General features: G+C 64.8%; 22 protein-coding genes. 11 read left to right on the top strand and 11 right to left on the bottom strand.

Annotation, left to right across the window (positions count from 1 at the left end):
- The first annotated feature begins 34 nt into the window (after nt 1–34).
- Together BDK61_RS01525 and hisG are read left to right on the top strand one after the other, a co-directional pair.
- Nucleotides 35–1,177 (top strand): MFS transporter, encoded by a 1,143-nt coding sequence (locus BDK61_RS01525; protein ID WP_121303879.1) that lies wholly within the window; start codon nt 35–37, stop codon nt 1,175–1,177.
- Nucleotides 1,178–1,246: 69 nt separating this feature from the next.
- A complete protein-coding gene (hisG, locus tag BDK61_RS01530) occupies nt 1,247–2,095 on the top strand; it encodes an ATP phosphoribosyltransferase (protein ID WP_121302112.1) in 849 nt (282 codons plus the stop codon).
- 204 nt (nt 2,096–2,299) lie between these two features.
- On the opposite strand, the gene BDK61_RS01535 is transcribed toward hisG, so the two are convergent.
- Entirely contained in the window at nt 2,300–2,689 is a 390-nt protein-coding gene (locus tag BDK61_RS01535; protein WP_121302113.1) for a DUF7473 family protein, read from the bottom strand.
- A gap of 87 nt (nt 2,690–2,776) precedes the next feature.
- On the opposite strand from BDK61_RS01535, the gene BDK61_RS01540 reads away from it, so the two are divergent.
- On the top strand, nt 2,777–3,808 hold the full coding sequence (locus BDK61_RS01540) for a TIGR01177 family methyltransferase (RefSeq protein WP_121303880.1): 1,032 nt from the start codon (nt 2,777–2,779) through the stop codon (nt 3,806–3,808).
- 89 nt (nt 3,809–3,897) lie between these two features.
- Nucleotides 3,898–4,053 (top strand): rubrerythrin-like domain-containing protein, encoded by a 156-nt coding sequence (locus tag BDK61_RS01545; protein WP_004960444.1) that lies wholly within the window; start codon nt 3,898–3,900, stop codon nt 4,051–4,053.
- 22 nt (nt 4,054–4,075) lie between these two features.
- Here the strand turns inward: BDK61_RS01545 and BDK61_RS01550 are convergent, their stop codons facing one another.
- The 5 genes from BDK61_RS01550 to BDK61_RS01570 are packed head-to-tail and all read right to left on the bottom strand — an operon-like array spanning nt 4,076 to nt 7,002.
- A complete protein-coding gene (locus tag BDK61_RS01550) occupies nt 4,076–4,615 on the bottom strand; it encodes a GTP-dependent dephospho-CoA kinase family protein (protein WP_121302114.1) in 540 nt (179 codons plus the stop codon).
- A gap of 1 nt (nt 4,616) precedes the next feature.
- On the bottom strand, nt 4,617–4,814 hold the full coding sequence (gene spt4 / locus BDK61_RS01555) for a transcription elongation factor subunit Spt4 (protein ID WP_004960449.1): 198 nt from the start codon (nt 4,812–4,814) through the stop codon (nt 4,617–4,619).
- Nucleotides 4,814–5,392 (bottom strand): DNA-directed RNA polymerase, encoded by a 579-nt coding sequence (locus BDK61_RS01560; RefSeq protein WP_004516007.1) that lies wholly within the window; start codon nt 5,390–5,392, stop codon nt 4,814–4,816. The genes spt4 and BDK61_RS01560 overlap by 1 nt, the downstream gene beginning before the upstream one ends.
- A gap of 3 nt (nt 5,393–5,395) precedes the next feature.
- Nucleotides 5,396–5,773 carry a hypothetical protein gene (locus BDK61_RS01565; protein ID WP_004960452.1) on the bottom strand — a complete coding sequence of 126 codons (378 nt, stop codon included), beginning with the start codon at nt 5,771–5,773 and terminating at the stop codon, nt 5,396–5,398.
- A complete protein-coding gene (locus BDK61_RS01570; protein WP_121302115.1) occupies nt 5,773–7,002 on the bottom strand; it encodes a translation initiation factor IF-2 subunit gamma in 1,230 nt (409 codons plus the stop codon). The genes BDK61_RS01565 and BDK61_RS01570 overlap by 1 nt, the downstream gene beginning before the upstream one ends.
- Before the next feature lie 395 nt (nt 7,003–7,397).
- Between BDK61_RS01570 and BDK61_RS01575 the strand changes: the two genes are divergently transcribed.
- The 3 genes from BDK61_RS01575 (at nt 7,398) to BDK61_RS01590 (ending at nt 9,593) form a co-directional block, all read left to right on the top strand.
- Nucleotides 7,398–8,285, top strand: a complete 888-nt coding sequence (locus BDK61_RS01575) for a DUF7351 domain-containing protein (RefSeq protein ID WP_121302116.1) — start codon at nt 7,398–7,400, stop codon at nt 8,283–8,285.
- 138 nt (nt 8,286–8,423) lie between these two features.
- Nucleotides 8,424–8,600 carry a hypothetical protein gene (locus BDK61_RS01580; protein WP_004960459.1) on the top strand — a complete coding sequence of 59 codons (177 nt, stop codon included), beginning with the start codon at nt 8,424–8,426 and terminating at the stop codon, nt 8,598–8,600.
- Between the two features lie 42 nt (nt 8,601–8,642).
- Nucleotides 8,643–9,593 carry a DUF5787 family protein gene (locus tag BDK61_RS01590; RefSeq protein WP_121302118.1) on the top strand — a complete coding sequence of 317 codons (951 nt, stop codon included), beginning with the start codon at nt 8,643–8,645 and terminating at the stop codon, nt 9,591–9,593.
- Between the two features lie 19 nt (nt 9,594–9,612).
- Here the strand turns inward: BDK61_RS01590 and BDK61_RS01595 are convergent, their stop codons facing one another.
- From BDK61_RS01595 to BDK61_RS01610, 4 genes are all read right to left on the bottom strand, one after another.
- Nucleotides 9,613–9,909: a hypothetical protein gene (locus tag BDK61_RS01595; RefSeq protein ID WP_004960466.1), complete on the bottom strand. Its 297-nt coding sequence runs from the start codon at nt 9,907–9,909 to the stop codon at nt 9,613–9,615.
- Between the two features lie 61 nt (nt 9,910–9,970).
- Nucleotides 9,971–10,846, bottom strand: coding sequence for an MBL fold metallo-hydrolase (locus BDK61_RS01600; RefSeq protein ID WP_121302119.1), 876 nt, complete (start codon nt 10,844–10,846; stop codon nt 9,971–9,973).
- 44 nt (nt 10,847–10,890) lie between these two features.
- Nucleotides 10,891–11,166, bottom strand: a complete 276-nt coding sequence (locus BDK61_RS01605) for a hypothetical protein (protein WP_004960471.1) — start codon at nt 11,164–11,166, stop codon at nt 10,891–10,893.
- A gap of 82 nt (nt 11,167–11,248) precedes the next feature.
- Nucleotides 11,249–12,598 carry an ATP-binding protein gene (locus BDK61_RS01610; protein WP_004960473.1) on the bottom strand — a complete coding sequence of 450 codons (1,350 nt, stop codon included), beginning with the start codon at nt 12,596–12,598 and terminating at the stop codon, nt 11,249–11,251.
- 91 nt (nt 12,599–12,689) lie between these two features.
- On the opposite strand from BDK61_RS01610, the gene BDK61_RS01615 reads away from it, so the two are divergent.
- From BDK61_RS01615 to BDK61_RS01625, 3 genes are all read left to right on the top strand, one after another.
- Nucleotides 12,690–14,297 (top strand): YegP family protein, encoded by a 1,608-nt coding sequence (locus tag BDK61_RS01615; protein ID WP_121302120.1) that lies wholly within the window; start codon nt 12,690–12,692, stop codon nt 14,295–14,297.
- Nucleotides 14,298–14,385: 88 nt separating this feature from the next.
- Nucleotides 14,386–14,856, top strand: a complete 471-nt coding sequence (locus tag BDK61_RS01620) for a pyridoxamine 5'-phosphate oxidase family protein (protein ID WP_004960480.1) — start codon at nt 14,386–14,388, stop codon at nt 14,854–14,856.
- Nucleotides 14,857–14,955: 99 nt separating this feature from the next.
- Nucleotides 14,956–16,089, top strand: a complete 1,134-nt coding sequence (locus BDK61_RS01625; RefSeq protein ID WP_004960483.1) for a thiolase family protein — start codon at nt 14,956–14,958, stop codon at nt 16,087–16,089.
- A 139-nt stretch (nt 16,090–16,228) separates the two neighbouring features.
- Here BDK61_RS01625 and BDK61_RS01630 read toward each other — a convergent pair whose 3' ends face one another.
- Nucleotides 16,229–16,696, bottom strand: a complete 468-nt coding sequence (locus tag BDK61_RS01630; RefSeq protein WP_004960485.1) for an NUDIX hydrolase — start codon at nt 16,694–16,696, stop codon at nt 16,229–16,231.
- A 257-nt stretch (nt 16,697–16,953) separates the two neighbouring features.
- Here BDK61_RS01630 and BDK61_RS23215 point away from each other — a divergent pair, with 257 nt between their 5' ends.
- Complete coding sequence (locus tag BDK61_RS23215; protein ID WP_007187853.1) at nt 16,954–17,100, top strand: hypothetical protein; 147 nt, start codon at nt 16,954–16,956, stop codon at nt 17,098–17,100.
- Nucleotides 17,101–17,171: the final 71 nt, after the last annotated feature.

Here is a 17,171-nt window from a genome sequence, read left to right on the forward strand (position 1 = left end):
GGTCAACGCCATGCGGCACGGAAGCCCAGCCCGAATGCTGCTTGCCGTTGCTGCCGGCTGGTTTCTCGTCCTCGGGATGCGGTTTGTGGTTCCTGCGGTCCTCCCGACGATACGCAAGGAATTCGTCATCTCGAACGCAGAGGCCGGACTCGCGGTCACGGTGCTCTGGCTCACATACGCGGCGGTGCAGTTTCCGGCCGGGGTGCTGATCGACCGGATCGGGGAGCGGACACTACTGGTAGCCGCGGCGTTGCTGTCGGGCGTCGGGCTGCTGGGCTACTTCTTCGCGCCGGTGTTCTCGCTGTTCCTTATCGCAACGGGCGCGTTCGGGCTCGGGACGGGGCTGTACGGCCCGACCCGCGGGACCGCCCTCTCGCGGACGTTCGATGCCCGCGAGGGGACCGCCTTCGGTGTCGTGATGGCGGCCGGCTCTCTCGGAGCGGCGGCACTACCCGCCATTGCCGCGTTCGTCACCACACGGTACGGGTGGCGGCTGGCACTTGCCAGCGCCGCCCCGCTGTTCATGCTTGTCGCCGGCGCGCTCTGGCTCTCGGTGTCGGACCGTCCGACCGGCGAGTCCGAACGGAGCCTCCGGCGGGACCTCCGAACGGTTCTCACCGGCTTTCGCAACCGCCGGCTCGTGCTGTCGGTTTCGGGCAAGACACTGATGCTGTTCGCCTTTCAGGCCGTGACGGCGTTTCTCACCACGTATCTGGTCACGGTCCGGGGCCTCTCACAGGGGACCGCCGGGGCGCTCCTCTCAGTGCTGTTCGTCGGTGGCGCGCTCTCACAGACAATCACCGGCCGGCTCGCCGACCGATACGGAACGCCCAGCGTCCTGACCGCTGTCGCGCTCGTCAGTACCGTTCCACTCGTGCTCATTCCGTCCGTCCACGGCGTCGTGCCGCTGGCCATCGTCTCCGGTGTCATTGGGGTTCGGATGAGCGTCGGCCCGCTGGCAAACGCCTACATCGTCGACACGCTGCCTGACGCCGCCGAAGGGACCGGCTGGGGCCTGCTCCGGACCGGCTTCTTCGCGATCAGTTCGCTGGGCTCGACGGCTGTCGGGCTGCTCGCCGACCAGAACCTGTTTGCCCTCGCGTTCTACGGTCTCGCTGGCCTGACGCTGCTGGCTGCGGGTACCTTCGTTGTGCTTCCACGGCGGGACCGCCTGTGACAGCTCCGGCCACAGCCCCCAGCCAACCTGAGGGGAAAGACAGTTGCCCCGCGGCCTGCCAGTAGACGTATGCGAATCGCCGTCCCCAACAAGGGCCGCCTGCACGAACCAAGCGAGGAACTGCTCGAACGGGCCGGCCTCCATCTGGTCAACGGGGCCGACCGGCAACTGCACGCTGATACCGTCGACCCGGACGTGACCGTCCTGTACGCCCGTGCCGCCGACATCCCCGAGTACGTCGCGGACGGCGCTGCCGACGTGGGTATCACCGGCCTCGACCAGGTACGGGAGTCCGACACCGACGACCTCGTCGAACTGCGCGACCTGGAGTTCGGCCGCTGTCGCCTCGTCCTCGCCGCACCGGAGGAGAGCGACATCGAGACAGTCTACGACTTCGAGAGCGGCCGCATCGCCACGGAGTTTCCAAAGATCACCCGTCGGTACTTCGACCGGGTCGACGTCAACGTGGACGTGACCGAAGTGTCCGGCGCGACGGAACTGACTCCACACGTCGACATCGCCGACGGTATCGTCGATATCACCTCGACCGGGACCACGCTCCGGATGAACCGGTTGGCCGTCGTCGGCGAGGTGCTCGAAAGCTCCGTCCGCCTCTTCGCTCGCGAGGACACCGCTGACAACGAGAAGGTCCAGCAGGTCGACACTGCGCTTGGCTCTGTCCTTGCCGCCGATGACAAACGCTATCTGATGATGAACGTCCCCGAGGACGCCCTCGACGACGTGGAAGACGTGCTTCCGGGCATGGGCGGTCCGACCGTGATGGATATCGCCGGCTCCGACCAATTGGCGGTCCACGCCGTTGTGGAGGAGCGCGCCGTCTTCGAGACGATTAGCTCCCTCAAGGACGTGGGCGCGAGCGACATCCTCGTAACAGAGATAGAACGGCTGGTTGAATAGTACTTTTTTACGTCACCCCCTCTCCTCGCGCGCTCGCAGAGCGCGCTGTGGGGAGCGGGTTCGCAAAAATCTACGCTACAAACGACCTCCGAGTCGCGGCCGGCGGCCGCGCTCGGAGTGAAACCGCGCCTTCGGCGCGGTATGCAAGCCGCGCTCCACACCCGCATTCGACAGAAACTCCCACCACAGTCCCGGCTCGGAGGGTCAGAAGAACATGAAGATGTTGTTCAGCGCGAACCCGAGCACCGCCGCAAACGCCAGATGCAACGCCACAAGCGGGGCCGTCGAGCGAGTCGAGAGCCGATAAGAGAGGCTGATGGCGATCCCGTCGGCGACGAGAGTGAGAAACAGGACGACCGCGACGCCGAGGTCCGCCGAGACGACGCCGGACTCGACGCCCCAGCGCTGGAGGATGAGCGAGACGATTGCCGGCGCAAGAGCAGCCTTAGCGGCGAGTTGGCTCGGCACGTCGCCGATAAAGAACGTCGCAGCCAGGTGGAGGGTCAGAGCGTAAAAGAGCCAGGTGACGAGGACGGTCACGAGGACCGCGAGGATACCACCGCCGGTCAGGCTGGAGAACCCGGACTGGAGCATACTCGGGGTTCGGCGGCCGCTCGCTTGTGCGTTTTGTTCCCGGGCGCGACCGGCACGCTCATAGCCGCTCGCCCACACCGCTCGGGCGTGTACGTCCTCGAACTTGGCGGGCAGGACGACGCGTTCGCGCGGCGGGAAGCCGCAAGCGCCGCGAGCGCCGTCGACGTGCTCGCCCCCGGACTGGCGACGGCACGGGGTATCAGCGACCGCGTTCGCCACCTCGCGTTTACCCACCGGACCTGTGACCTGATCGGAACCTCGGACCCGGACATCGAAAGCGCCGCCGCGCTGCTATCGGCTGCGACCATCGACCGCGAAGGGAGCGTCGCCGTGCGCGCGGTCGACGTGCGAGCAAGCACTGGCATCGACACCCAACAGGCCGAGCGGACGCTGGGCGGCGTGCTCACCGACCGCGGCTTCGCCGTCGACCTCGACGACCCAGACCACGTCCTCTATGCCTATCTCTCGGACCCCGACGGCGACGAGGAGGGCGGGACCGGCGAGGCCTGCTGTGCGCTGGGCTGGCTCGCCGCCGAGAGCGTGCGGGACTTCGGGGGGCGTCAGCCGACGGACCGTCCGTTCTTCCAGCCCGGCAGCATGGACCCGCTCGAAGCCCGCGCGCTTGTCAACATCGCCGGAGCCGGCCCGGGGGCCACGATACTGGACCCGATGTGTGGCACCGGCGGCCTCCTGCTAGAGGCGGGGCTGGTCGGGGCCGACGTGGTCGGCGGCGACGCACAGGAAAAGATGGTCTCGGGGACACGCAAGAACCTGGCCTACGCACTCGACGGCGACGGCCACCCTGAGCGAGCGTCGTACCCGGACCCGGGCGAGTGGGGGGTGTTCCGCTCCGATGCGTCCGCACTGCCAGTGGCCGACGACACCGTCGATGCCGTCGTCTTCGACGCCCCCTACGGTCGTCAGTCCCGTATTGAAGGTGACCTGGCCCCGCTCGTGTCCGGTGCGCTCGGCGAAGCCGCCCGCGTCGCAGGGCGGTGCGTGCTGGTCGCCGACCGCGACTGGCGCGAGGCCACGACCGGCGCGGGCTGGGCCGTCACTGACTACTTCAAGCGACGCGTTCACCGCTCGCTGGTCAGGCACGTCCACGTTCTTGAGTGACCATACGTTCACTTTCTCTGGACAGGTGTTGTCTTTTGTTTGGGTATGAGCAAAGTTTATCCCGTGACAAATGCTAATGAGTCACAAGTATGCCAACGTGGTCAGACCCCGCCCCATGCGACGACGACGAACAGCTGTTTGAATGCCCGGACTGCGGGAAGCGTCTCTGTAGCGAGCGCTCGACGGTCTCCTGTGGCCGCTGTGAGACAGAAATGCAGAACCTCAGCGTCCCTCGGCCGGAATAAAATCAGTCCGCGCTTTTGCTAGTTAGTTCGACACGAGTGCAATCGCTCGCTCGGCGTCGCCGTCCATCCGCTCCAGCAGCGACCGGACCCGGTCCCGGGCTGTGTCGTCGCAGTCGGCCAGTACCATTCCCTCGTCCGGTTGGCCGTACACGACACTGGCACCAGCAGGCGCGGCAAGCACTGCAGGGAGCGTAGCGAGGTCCTCCTCGCCGTCGACATCCAGAAGTGTCGTCTCGTCGCTGTCGAGACCGTCTCTGAGTGCAGCAAGCAGGTCTGCGGTGAGTGTCGCAGCCGGGTTGTCGACTGAGAGCGTCCGGTCGAAGCCGTCGATTGCCGCTGCCACGTCCGCGTCGACGGCCGAGCGCTTGGTCCGTTCGTCGACTAGCGCGAGGTCGGGCGTCCGCCCGGCCTCGATGAGGTGGTACGTGACCATGTCGCCGACGGCGATGATGGGGTCACCGGCGTCGGCCAGCAGCGCCGCTGTATCAGTATAAATCCGTCCGAGCGGCTCTTTCAGCTCGTGCCGCAAGTCACTCGGGAGTTCGAGAACGACGTCGGACACGTTAGCGGACTTTCAGCGCGTACTTGCCCGGCTCGGTCACTTCCATCTCCTCAGCGATGTCGGACCGCTCCGGGTGCGCGATGACGACGTAGCCGGCCCAGTCCTCGGTCAGTGCGGTGCCGCCGCAGGCCTCACACTGGCTTTCGATCTCCGCGCTCTGGACGCGGTGACAGTCGCGACAGACGAGTCGGTCCGCCATCAGCTATCACCGGCTTCCGCCGTGCCTTCACGGCGCTCGCGCTCCTCCTGGAGCCAGCCGTGCTTGCCCAGGCCGACCTGTTTCGCCGTCAGGCCGATCTTGGAGTCGCGCGGGTTGCGCTCGTCGATACTCTTGGTGACGATACGCGCCCGGACGGCGTCGCCGACGGTGAGCGTCCGGTTAGACTCGCGGGAGGCGAGTTGCTGGTTCTCCTCGTCGTAGGCCAGATACTCGTCGGAGATCTGGGAGACGTGGAGCAGACCGTCGACCGGCCCGATGCCGATGAAGGCCCCGAAGTTGACGACCTCGACGACCTCGCCGTCGACCACTTCCTGCATCTGTGGGTCGAACGTGAGGGCGTCGAACTCGGCCTCGTAGTAGACGCCGGGCTTGTTCGGCAGCACGGCACCGGTGCCGATGTCGTGGACCTCGATGACGGAGACGACACTGCCGACGTCTTCGTCCATTCGTCCTTCGAGCTTCTCTTGCAGGAGCCGTTTGACCAGCCCCGGACTGACCTCCGCCAGAAAGCGTGGCGGGACTTCGACCGTATCGCGTAGGCGTACCCGTTTATACATGTGTTATGGTTGAGTGATACCCAGTTTGTTCCGGCCCCTTAAACTAATTACTGGAACGCCCGCGTCCAGCAGGCGTCGTTTGAGGGGCTTGTCGTTCGTGACCGCGTGTGTCGCATCGTCTGTCTGTGCCAGTTCGAGGACGGCGTCGTCCGCGTAGTCCGCCGTCGTCTCCCGAATCGCACACCGGTCGAGCAGGTCCTGCCCGACAGAGGCGGCCGTCGCTTCCGCGCCGGCCCCATCGGCCAGTTTCGCCAGTTCGTCGCGGACGGCAGCGGGCGCAACGTAGTCCGTCGCGTCCGGCAGCACCCTATCGAGTTCCTCGAACAGGCGTACGTTACATTCGACCGGCATCATCAGCGCGTTCGTGTCCAGCACGATCATCACCGCAGCGTGCCGACACCGATGAGCCGCCACCGAGCGCCGACACGGCGGTTGATCGCGATCTTCGAGCCCGGCGCCGCACAGACCGGGCGCTTGAGCGCGACTTCACATTCGTCGTCGCGCGCGCTCGTGACCGACCCGACCGTGGTGGCGGTGCCGATAGTCAGCATGAGCGGTTCGCCGGTCGAGATTTCGTCGACCTCACCGCCATCGTCACCGACGATGCGTTCCAGCAGGTCCACGTCCATCGTGAACGTCTCGTGGACCGGCGGGAGGCTCCCGGGCGGCCCGGCGACCTGTCCGGCGAGCGCGTCGCCTTTGGTGATTGCGGGGTCGAGCCCGGTCCCAACGCCGAGCAGGCCACCCGGCGTGACCGTGTCCACGAAGTCGCCGCCGGACTGGAGCGAGCGGACCGTCGTCGTCACGGGCTGCCACTCCGTCTTGCCGCCTTCCTCGACCTCGCGGCCGGGACGGAGTTCGATCTCGTCGTCGGCGTCCAGTTGGCCGCCAACGAGCGACCCGCCAAGCACACCGCCCATCAGGTCGTCCCAGGTCGTACCGGGACGGTTGATGTCGAACGAGCGTGCGACCATCATGCGGGCGTCCTCGTCCGGGTCCCGTTCCGGCGTCGGAATCTCAGACTGGACAGCCTCGATAAGCAGGTCGATGTTGGCCTCCTGGCCCGCGCTGATGGGGACAACCGGTGCGCCTTCGGCGACGGTGCCCTCAACGAACTCCTGAATCTGCTCGTAGTTCTGCATCGCCCGCTCCTCGTCGACAAGGTCAACCTTGTTCTGGGCAATGACGATGTTGTCGATGCCGATGATATCGAGCGCGCTCAGGTGCTCCTCAGTCTGGGCCTGCGGGACGGGCTCGGTCGCCGAGATGACGAGGACGGCCCCGTCCATGATGGCCGCGCCGGACAGCATGGTGGCCATCAGCGTCTCGTGCCCGGGCGCGTCCACGAACGACACCGTCCGGAGGTGGTCGGTGTCGACGTCGTGGTCGTCGCAGTGCTCGTCGACGGTAAAGGCCTCCGGCTCCTCGGCCTCCGGGCAGCGACGGAACGTCGCGTCGGCGTAGCCGAGTCGGATAGAGATACCGCGCTTCATCTCCTCGGAGTGCTGGTCGGTCCATTCGCCGGACAATGCCTGTACGAGCGTCGTCTTTCCGTGGTCGACGTGCCCGACGAGTCCGATGTTCACCTCCGGTTGTTTGTTCGATGTCATTTCGAGAGTAATCTTGGTGGAGTTTCGCCGCGTGCAACTGATAAACCTACTGTTTGCGCCCCGCCGACCCCGGTTCAATCGCCGATTTGGTCCCTGCTGACCGCGGCAACGTCACCGGATTGCTCGGTATTGGTCCCGATATAGCGACGCGACCCCGTCACTGAGCGAGCAGCGGACTGTGCGAGTCGGGTGCTACGCCGGCTATCGCCATTGCGATACTGTCGGGGGCAGCAATCAGCCCATGCTGTCGCCCGTGACGAACCGGTCGAACCCTGCTCAGTGAGCGGGACTGAAACGCTGAAGCGATCGTGTATCGTGGACATCTTCTGTCACCGATATTACGTAACTGTGTTTCTGTGAACGCTTTTGTTTATGCAGGAACAGGTCAACGTACGATGCGAGTCGATGAGTCCCCCGAAACGGATGCCGACATTGACCCGGCGACGGCGTTCTCGGTCATCGCAAGCGAGACGCGTCTGGACATTCTGGAGGCGCTGTGGCGCGCAGATGACCGACCAGTTCGCTTCTCGGAGCTGTTCGACGCCGTCGAGCTAGCCGACAGCGGGCAGTTCAACTATCACTTGCAGGAACTCACCGGCCAGTTCGTCAGCCAGGGAGCCGACGGGTACGACCTCCGGTACGCCGGGGCGCAGGTCATCCGCGCGGTGCGGGCAGGAACGTTCACGCGGACACCCGACATCGACCCGTTCCCGGTGACCGGGGCCTGTACGCGGTGTGGCGGCGGTCTGCTGGCCGAGTACGCCGACGAGCAGTTCGCCATCGACTGCGAGGACTGCGGGAAGGCCCACGGCGAGTACCCGTTCCCGCCGGGCGGTCTGGTCGACCGGACACCGGCGGAAGTCGCGACGGCCTTCGCCGAGCGGGTGCGACACCTCCACTGTCTGGCCGCCGACGGCGTCTGCCCGGACTGCGCCGGTCGGATGGGGACGGAGATATCCCGCGACGGCGACTGCTGTCTCGACGTGTCGGTCCGCGCCGAGTTCGTCTGCGAGCGGTGTCGCCACGAACTCTGTTCGCCTGTCGGGCTGACACTACTCGATAACTCCCGCGTTGCAGCGTTCTACGACGACCACGGCGTCGACCTGTCGAGTCGGCCTTACTGGACGCTGCCCTGGTGTGTCGACGACCAGTACACCAGTGTCGAAGCCACCGACCCGTGGCGGCTCGCGGTCCAGATTCCGCTGGCCGAAGCGAAACTGACCGCCTATCTGGACGGCAACCTCCAGCCGGTCGAGTTCGAGCGACAGGACTGCGGGCACTGAGCCGACCTGTTGGTCCTGTGGGGGTACGCTGTTTTTCCGCTGACTGAAATCGTTTTCAGGAGATCCCCGATGCGTGTCTCCCGCAGAAATATCATTCAGACTATACTTATCGGCGTTCGGGACCATTGTTTCACTGTAATGTACCAGCCTGCGCCCTACGCCGACCCCGAGCTGTACAGGCCGACGTATCCACCCCTGACCGGCCGTTCCCTGCTGGGAGTGCTGACTGTCTACCTCGGCTTGCTGACTCTACTCTCACAGAGTCCGGTCCTCGCGCTGGCGGCGCTGATCTGTTTCTTCGTCGCCAGCCGGTAACCGGGCGCGGGGCTTTTGCCCGTCCCAGCCCTGCCTCCGGTCGTGCGGGAGTTCGACTTCGAACTGGCGCTGTGTGCCCATCTTGAGCGCGAGGGCCGTCTGGTAAGCCGGCAGCTCGGCGGCGCTGTCCACGGCCGGCGCGTCCTCGACACCGTCGTCGTTGAGCCGGGTCCTGAACTCGACGAGCGGGCGGCCATCACTCCCGAACGGCTGCCGACGGCGGCCATTGAAAGCGACGTTGGCCCAGGTCGGGCGCGGTACTGGAAGGACGCCTTCGACTGTCACCCCGACCGCGCCGAGCGGGCCGTCAAACTGGCCGCCGAGCGAGGGTTTTTCGAGCGGGAGCGTCGGGGTGGCCGGACATACGTCCGACAGACGACGCGATATCCCGACTGGTTCGGCGAAATCGTCGCCATCGAGAACAAGCCCGACCTGAGTCGCCCCGGCGATCTGGAATCACAGTTGCGGACCGACGTGTCGCTCGCGCTCGCCAACCGCGTCGTACTGGCGACGGCGTCCTACGTTACCGGGGCGCACCTCAACCGGATTCCCGAGGAAGTCGGCGTCTGGCGGTTCGACGCCGACAGCGGAACGATAGACGTCCGTCGAGAGGCGACACCACTGTCGACAGACGACGCCGGCGTCGAACTCCTTGCGGAGCGGCCGGTCCAGACGGACGTGCAGATGGTCGGCGCTTCGGAGAAGGCCCGCGCGCGTCGGCAACTGGCCGAGCGAGCGTACGGCAAGGGATGGCGGAGTTTCGACTACCCAGCATGTGAGCGCTGTTCACCCGACAGTGACGGAATTCCGTACTGCCAGTGGAAGGACCGCGCTGTCCGCGAAAGCGACGACTGCGGCCCGGACTGCGGTGGGCACGAGGCAGCCGAGCCGCCGGCCGTCGACGGCGACTCACTCCGAGCCGAGCGGACGCCGTGGCGGGCAGACCCCGACGGGCGCAGGCGTCGCCAGTCGGGACTAGATCGGTTCGGATAGCCACGAGAAGTTGTCACCGCTACCGGGTGTCGTCCGTCGAGGGGGTGTCATCAGGAGGGGAACCGCCGTCGCCGGCTGTCGGGCGGCCGTGCTGTTCGTAGTTGTCTTCGGTCACCGCCGGTGCTTCGGTAGCGACTTTGGCCGCGTGTTTCGTTCTGGCCTGATAGTTCGCCGCGGCCGCGATACCGACACAGGTGACCAGTCCCACGACCAGCACCCAGTCGATACTGCCCACGATACCCTGCTGGACGGCGATTGCGAGGACGCCGCCAGCCAGCGACAGCCCACCGACCTCCGCGATGCCGCGCCTGTCCATACAACGGCATTAGCTGCCATGGCCTATAATCTACGGTCCGTTTCACCCAGCCGAATCCGGGTCAGAGCGTGAACTGCTCGCCGTCGAGTCCGATGTCGTCGGCGAAGGCCCTGTCCGCGGGGACGTAGTGCGCGGTGTGGACGATACGGTAGTCGTCGGCCTCGATGTCGGCAGCGAAGTCCCGCGCGCCGGGCAGGGTCATGTGTTTCGTGCCAAAGGTCCGCGGCACGCCGTTTTCGTCGTGGTGCGTGCCGCCTTTCGGGTGGTATTCGCAGGCCCCCGGGTGAACGATGCCCTCGACGAGCGCGAGGTCGGCCCCGGTCAGTACGGATTTCGAGCGGTCGGGCACGTCATAACAGGTGTCCCCAGAAATCGACAGCACTGCACCGGTCTGTGGTTCCTCGATGCGCAGGCCGTAACACAGAAGCGGCGGGTGCGTGACCGGGACGAGCGTCACCTCGAAGCCGGCGACGGTGAACGGCTCGAGCGGCGTCTGTGCGTGGACCGATACCGTGTCAAGGTAGTCATAGCGGCTCCGGACGGCCTCAGCGACGCTCTCGTCAGTCACCGGGTCCGTCTCGTCGGCGGCGTGGACCGGCAGTTCGTCGAACAAACGGTAGGCATTGCCGAGGCCGTCGAGGTGGTCGAAGTGAATGTGGGTAATGATAGCCGCGTCCGGCAGCGGGACCGACTCGCGGAGGAACTGGTGACGGAAGTCCGGACTCAGGTCGACCAGCAACGACTCGCCGGTTGCATCGTTCTCTACGGCGACGGAGAAGCGCGACCGTTCGACCCCGCCGGTAGGGTCGATGCCGCGCTCGCGAACACTGGCCCGGAGTTCCTCGTCAGGGTCGCGCGCCCGTTCGCACGTGTCACAGTCGCACTGGACAGTCGGCGTCCCCGTCGTGTCGCCGGTCCCAAGCAGCGTGACCTCCATTACCGGTCCTTCAGAGTGCGACCCGCCTAAGCCCCTCGCTTTCGTTACTGGCTATCGAACAGGTTCGCCGGGTCGATGCCCTGTCGCTCCATCGTCGCCACCAGCAGGGACTGGGCGCGTTCGTCGGCGAGGTCGTCGAACAGACACTCGAAGAATCCCTCAAGTAACTCCGGGCGGATGCGCAGGTCGACGTACTCGACTTGCTTCTCGGCGATAACCACGTCTACGTCCCACTCGCCTTCCTGCGGGTCAGTCATGCGAACGTCAACCCACGACTCGGCGGGGTCGTCTGTCTCGGTGAATACGCTGTCGTCAGCCATGGCTACCGAATGGTTCCTGCATTGATAAGTAAATCGCTCATACCGATAGCCAGAACGGGTGCCTGAGCGGGTAAGCAATCGCTCAGTGGTCGTGATCGTGGTCGTGGTCGCTGCCGCCGTCGCCGGAGAAGCCGCCGCTCCCGGCGACCAGCGCGTCGGCGTCGCCGTCCATCATATCCATGTTCTTGAGGTTGTCCCGCTCCTCGAAGTCGATGATGGCGTCTTCGAGGTCCTGTTGTGTGAGCGTCGTCCGCTCCTCGGTCAGAGCATTGAGCACGGCCTCACGGAGCACGAGCCGGAGGTCGCTGCCGGTCAGCCCCTCGGTGAGGTCGGCCAGTGTCTCCGGGTCGAAGTCGTCGATCTCCATCTGCTGGGTGACGATACGGAGGATGTCCGCGCGCATGCCGCTATCCGGCTTAGGGAAGTTGACGATTTCGTCGAAGCGCCGCCAGGCGGCGGCGTCGAGCTGGTCAGGGTGGTTCGTTGCGCCGATGAGCAACACCTCGTCCTGAATAAGTGAAATCTCGTCGATGCTCTTGAGGAGGGTGTTGACGGCGCGCTTGATCGCGGCGTGTTCGTCGGAAGAGCGGGTCTTGGCGACGAAGTCGAACTCATCCATGAAGAGGATACACGGCGAGAGCCGCTTTGCGACCTCGAACACCTTCTCGACGTTCTTGGCCGTCTCGCCGAGGTACTGGCTGGTGATCATCGAGAGCTTCACTTCGACAAAGGGGAGGTCAAGGTCATGCGCCAGCGCGCGGGCGACGCTGGTCTTGCCGGTCCCCGGCGGGCCGACAAAGAGGAGTTTCCCGATCTCGCGCAGGCCGATCCGGGCAAGGTAGTCGCGGTGTTCGATGGCCTTGACGATCTTCTGGATCTCGTCTTCCTGGTCAGTGGTCAACACCAGGTCGGCAAGCGTCATTTCCACCTCTTCGGGGGCGCGCACATCGACCAGGTCGAGCATCTCCTCGTCGTCCTCGTCGTCGGTGTCGAACGCCTCCTCGAGTTTAGCGTCGATGAACGCGCGGTCGGCGCGCGACGGTCGGTTCTGTTGGCGGGCCCGCTCGTAGTCAGCGCCCTCGACCTGGTCCTCGAAGGCTTTCGCCAGGACCGGGTTGTCTTCGAGGTCCGGGGCGTCGACCCGTTCGAGGAACCACTCCTCGGCGAGGTCGCGGTCCGTCATGGAAATACTCCCCGAGAAATCGTCGCGGTCGGTGAACATCAAGCCGGAGATGGCCGCCCAGGGCCGCTCGACACCGGTGGCCTCGCTCGCGGTTGAGTTGGTGACCGACAGCGGCCGTTCGATCTCGCCGTCGCTCCAGAAGACGGACCGGTACGAGGCCGGCAGGTCGTCCGGCTCAAGGTCCCGCCGCTCGCTGTAAATAGTGGCCGTCAGCAGAAACTCAACGACATCCAGTTCCGGATTGCTCATTCCCACTGATGTTACCACGCAACCGGTATAAGTCACTCGAAGCCCCGATGGCCGACACCAAGGTAATATACCACCTCTGTGTGTTCCAAACATGGCAGCTGATAACACATTACTCGCAGTGTATCGGAGCCGCATCGGCGAGCCGACGACCGACGACGAGGCCTACGGGTACTGGCTGTTTGTCATCGGCATCGTACTCGGAATCGTCGGCCTGCTTCTGTTTTATTTGACAGCGTCGCGGAGCACGCCCCGACAGTTCGGCTATCTCCTCGGTGCGATTGGTCTCATATCGCTGTTTGCGGGACCGACAATCAGACTGCCGCTGACACGACGTGGGCTAATAGTCACATACCTCGGGGCTGTGGTCGGACTGGTCGCGATGGTGTGGTTCACCACGTTCTACCCCTCGAACTGGACCGGCCCGGAGGGGAACCCGGCAGTAACGCTGTATATCGTCGGCCTCGGGCTGATGGCTGTCGGGGCGGTCGTCTCGCCGTTGCTGACTGGACGGAAAGAAGCGTACGATAAAGCCGTTCAAACGGCAGAGGACGCAACTGAAGTGGCCGAGCAAGCCACACAGGAGGCCGACCGGGCGTCCCGGGAAGCGACACAGCAGTCTCAGACCGCCGACCGAGCGACCCGCGAGCGCAACAGGCTGGCCGAGCAGTTAGCGACCAGCGAGGCCGCCCGCGAGGAACTGGCGACCGTGACCGAGGCTAGCGAGGCAGAACTCGCCGCGGCCCACGCCACCATCGCGGCTGCGATGGACAGCAAAGCGACGTTCGAACTGTACGAGGACAACGCCGGGAAGTACCGCTGGCGGCTCCGCCACCGAAACTCGAACGTCATCGCCGACAGCGCGCAGGGGTACTCCTCGCGCCAGAAAGCGATGCAGGGGCTTCGCAGCGTTCAGTCCAACGCCGCCGGCGTGGCCGTCGTCTTCTTCGAGGACGCCACGGAGGACGACACCGCCGAGGACGTGCCGGTCGTGCCGGCCCCCGAGAGCGACGCGACGTTCGAACTGTTCGAGGATTCGGCGGGGGAGTTCCGCTGGCGCTTGCGCCACGACAACGGCAACATCCTCGCTGACAGCGGCGAGGGGTATGCCTCAAAGTCCAACGTTCGACGGGCGCTGCAGAGCGTCCGCGCGCACGTTCCCGGCGCGGCCTACCTCAGGGTCGACCCCGTCGCCTACGAGGTGTACGCCGACGCCGCCGGAGAGTTCCGCTGGCGCTTGCTCCACCGCAACGGTAACATCCTCGCCGACAGCGGCGAAGGATACAGCTCCCGGTCGAACGCCCGGCGGGCGGCCCGTCGAGTCAGCGAACTCGCACCCGACTCCGCGGTCGATGACCGTTTCGAGGTGTATGAGGACGCTGCCGAGGAGTGGCGCTGGCGGCTGCGGGCCGACAACGGCGAACTCATCGCCGACAGCGGCGAGGGGTACGCGAACCGGTCGAAGGCGATGGACGCCGTCGAGCGGGTCCAGTCCTACGCCGCCGACGCCGACTTGCTGGCTATCGGGAGCGCGGCGTTCGAAGTGTACGAGGACAAAGGCGAGGAGTGGCGCTGGCGGCTCCGACACCGCAACGGCGAAATCATCGCTGACTCCGGTGAGGGGTACGCCGAACGCAACAAAGCCGTGGCCGCCATCGAGCGGATCAAGCGCCACGCTCCGGGTGCAACACAGGAGGAGTAGCGGTGACCGGGAATGTCCTGACGGGGAGTTCTCTGTATCGAGGAATAGCCGAATTAATTAAGCAGGTTTCGATCGAAGTTACACATATATGACAATAGACACACTCGAGGCGGCCGGACTCACGCACATGGACGACAGCGACATTGCGGCGTTTCTGTCGAACCAGCGGGTCGGTGTGCTGGGGCTGCCGACCGAGAGCGGACCGTACATGATTCCACTGTCGTTCGGGTACGATGGTGACAGCTCGCTGTATTTCACCTTCATCGGTGGGTCGGCGAGTCGCAAGCAACGGTTGACCGAGGCGGCAGCGGACGCGACCGTGCTCGTGTACAAAGTCGAATCGATGTTCCACTGGGAGAGTGTCCTGCTACAGGGCGATATCGAAGCTGTGCCCGAATCCGAGTGGGCCGATCTTGCAGAGGTGCTTGACGGAGCGTGGCGGCCGGAGGTGTTTGAGGACGCAATCAAAGACGACGATGTCACCATCTACCGGTTCCACATCGACGAGCGGGAAGGGCTCAGACACGCCGGCCTCCCGCCGGGGTTCGAGCGGGAGTGAAACGGCTGCTCGACCGCGGTCAGGCCGTCGGCCGACAACGGTTCCCCCACTGTGTCGAGTTTGTCAGGATTTAACACAGGCCGAGACGTTCCGTTGTCCATGCCCACACCTGTCATCGTGGATGCAGTCAGAACGCCACAGGGAAAGGAGGACGGCGCACTCGCCGGCGTCCGGAGCGAAGACCTCTCAGTGCCGCTTATCAACCAGTTGCTCGCGTCGACCGGCGTCGAGGCCGATGACGTCGACGACCTGCTGTGGGGGTGTGCCCAGCAGCGCGGGGAACAGGGCAACAACATGGCCCGGGTCATCGCACTGTTGTCGGACCTCGGCGAGAGCGTCCCCGCATCGACGATTAACCGCTGGTGTGCGTCTTCCGCCGAAGCGCTGATGCGGGCCGCCGACGCCATCGCGGCCGGCCAGCGCGACGTGCTCATCGCCGGCGGTGTGGAGTCGATGTCCCGTGTGCAGATGGACGAAAACACCCACAACGTCCATCCGCGGCTGGCCGAGCAGTACAACATCGGCGAGCTCCAGATGGGGATGACCGCCGAAAAGGTCGCCAGCGAGATGGAGGTCGCTCGGCAGGAGCAAGACGAGTACGCGCTCCGGAGCCACCAGCGCGCCGCCGACGCGACGGAGTCCGGTCGCTTCGACGACGAAATCGTCCCGATCGAGACCGAGGACGGACAGCTCGACGCAGACGAGGGTATCCGCCCCGACACCACGCTCGAAAAGCTGTCCCAGCTACCGACGGTGTTCAAGTCGGACGGGACGGTCACGCCCGGCAACGCCTCGCAGGTTTCCGACGGCGCGGCGGGACTGATGGTCACCTCCCGTGAGTTCGCGGAAGACCGCGGACTCGACGTGCTGGCGGAGATCGGCTCCCACGAAGTCGCCGGCGTCGACCCGACTGTGATGGGTATCGGTCCGGTCCCCGCCGTTCGCAAACTCACCGAACGAACGGACCGCGAGACGGACGATTACGACCTCGTGGAACTCAACGAGGCCTTCGCCTCCCAGTGTCTGTACTGCCAGCGCGAACTCGGCTTCGACGACGACATCTACAACGTCAACGGCGGCGCAATCGCCATCGGCCACCCGCTCGGGGCCTCTGGCGCGCGCCTTCCAGTGACGCTCGTCCACGAAATGAACCGCCGCGACGCGGAGCTGGGTCTGGCGACAGAGTGTGTCGGCTTCGGTCAGGGCGCGGCTATCGAGTTCCGACTGCCCTGAGCAGCCGCTGTCAGCGCGGTTTCAGTATTCTGCCCCAGCACGACGTTTGCGAATCCGTCGGTTTCGAGTCTGTTCTTATGAATCCGTCATTTGCGACCGCTGTGGCGCTTGCACGAGCGATATTTGAGAGAAGAAGTCGTTAATCGGCAGCCACATCGCCGGCTGTCGTCGCCTCAGCGGGACTCGTCAGGGAGTGGAGATAGTCGTCAAGATCAAGTGCGAAGGTGGCATCGGTCTGGAGGTCGACCCACGAGAACTCGAACTCTGCGCCGCGTTCCTCGCCCGTCCCGGTGACGGTGTGGACCCAGTGGTCCCGGGACTCGTGAACGGGGAGGTGGTAGAACGACCGCACGTACCGCTTCGGGGGCGACTCGCGGCGCGTCCAGACGTCGGTGGCGATGTGTTGCAGGCGCTCGAATGAAGCGAGACCACTCTCCTCAACAGCCTCTCGCTGTACGGCGACCCGCGGTTTTTCCCCTGGTTCAACGGTTCCCTTCGGTATCTGTAGCCCGTCGTGACCCGGCCCGTCGAACACCAGCAGTTCCGACCCGTTTCTGGTGATGTAGGCACAGGCTTTCTTGACGTACGTCGCCCGCTGTGGTTGCATGGCATCCGGTAGCTACGGCAAACATATAGTAGTACCCACATATCTGCCTAAAATCATATTAGGTCATCAGGGGGGCAAAGAGGGGTGCTGATAGGAAGCGGGGGCCGGTAGCAAGGCCGCTACAGTCTACCGGCATCCTCATTCTCGGTGTACGCGCTGCGATAGTGGCAGTTCGGGATTGTAGATGACTAGTCACTATAAATTAATTTTAGGTTTTATTGCAAGGGTTAAAGTAGTGTCAATAACACATACTTTGTATGGACGGTCACATCACACCGGAGGAGTGGGAGCGAATCGAAGCGTTCGCACAGAAACCGAGCTACTTGCGTCGTCCGGAGCATCTGCTCCCCGAAGAAGCCACGGAGGGCGACGAGAGCGTGGACGGAACAGTGGCAGGCGACTAACCGGGACGTGTCCTAAGAAACCGACCACGCCTGACCCGTTGTTGTGCGTTCTCGGAGGCTTATCAGACTCG

It is taken from the genome of Haloarcula quadrata, from assembly GCF_003634715.1.
Lineage (GTDB): Archaea > Halobacteriota > Halobacteria > Halobacteriales > Haloarculaceae > Haloarcula > Haloarcula marismortui.

Coding starts and splice junctions, on each gene's coding strand:
- BDK61_RS01525 (WP_121303879.1), top strand. CDS start 35: ATGCTGCTTGCCGTTGCTGCCGGCTGGTTTCTCGTCCTCGGGATGCGG.
- hisG (WP_121302112.1), top strand. CDS start 1,247: ATGCGAATCGCCGTCCCCAACAAGGGCCGCCTGCACGAACCAAGCGAG.
- BDK61_RS01535 (WP_121302113.1), bottom strand. CDS start 2,689: ATGCTCCAGTCCGGGTTCTCCAGCCTGACCGGCGGTGGTATCCTCGCG.
- BDK61_RS01545 (WP_004960444.1), top strand. CDS start 3,898: ATGCCAACGTGGTCAGACCCCGCCCCATGCGACGACGACGAACAGCTG.
- spt4 (WP_004960449.1), bottom strand. CDS start 4,814: ATGGCGGACCGACTCGTCTGTCGCGACTGTCACCGCGTCCAGAGCGCG.
- BDK61_RS01560 (WP_004516007.1), bottom strand. CDS start 5,392: ATGTATAAACGGGTACGCCTACGCGATACGGTCGAAGTCCCGCCACGC.
- BDK61_RS01565 (WP_004960452.1), bottom strand. CDS start 5,773: ATGATCGTGCTGGACACGAACGCGCTGATGATGCCGGTCGAATGTAAC.
- BDK61_RS01570 (WP_121302115.1), bottom strand. CDS start 7,002: ATGACATCGAACAAACAACCGGAGGTGAACATCGGACTCGTCGGGCAC.
- BDK61_RS01575 (WP_121302116.1), top strand. CDS start 7,398: ATGCGAGTCGATGAGTCCCCCGAAACGGATGCCGACATTGACCCGGCG.
- BDK61_RS01580 (WP_004960459.1), top strand. CDS start 8,424: ATGTACCAGCCTGCGCCCTACGCCGACCCCGAGCTGTACAGGCCGACG.
- BDK61_RS01595 (WP_004960466.1), bottom strand. CDS start 9,909: ATGGACAGGCGCGGCATCGCGGAGGTCGGTGGGCTGTCGCTGGCTGGC.
- BDK61_RS01600 (WP_121302119.1), bottom strand. CDS start 10,846: ATGGAGGTCACGCTGCTTGGGACCGGCGACACGACGGGGACGCCGACT.
- BDK61_RS01605 (WP_004960471.1), bottom strand. CDS start 11,166: ATGGCTGACGACAGCGTATTCACCGAGACAGACGACCCCGCCGAGTCG.
- BDK61_RS01610 (WP_004960473.1), bottom strand. CDS start 12,598: ATGAGCAATCCGGAACTGGATGTCGTTGAGTTTCTGCTGACGGCCACT.
- BDK61_RS01615 (WP_121302120.1), top strand. CDS start 12,690: ATGGCAGCTGATAACACATTACTCGCAGTGTATCGGAGCCGCATCGGC.
- BDK61_RS01620 (WP_004960480.1), top strand. CDS start 14,386: ATGACAATAGACACACTCGAGGCGGCCGGACTCACGCACATGGACGAC.
- BDK61_RS01625 (WP_004960483.1), top strand. CDS start 14,956: ATGCCCACACCTGTCATCGTGGATGCAGTCAGAACGCCACAGGGAAAG.
- BDK61_RS01630 (WP_004960485.1), bottom strand. CDS start 16,696: ATGCAACCACAGCGGGCGACGTACGTCAAGAAAGCCTGTGCCTACATC.
- BDK61_RS23215 (WP_007187853.1), top strand. CDS start 16,954: ATGGACGGTCACATCACACCGGAGGAGTGGGAGCGAATCGAAGCGTTC.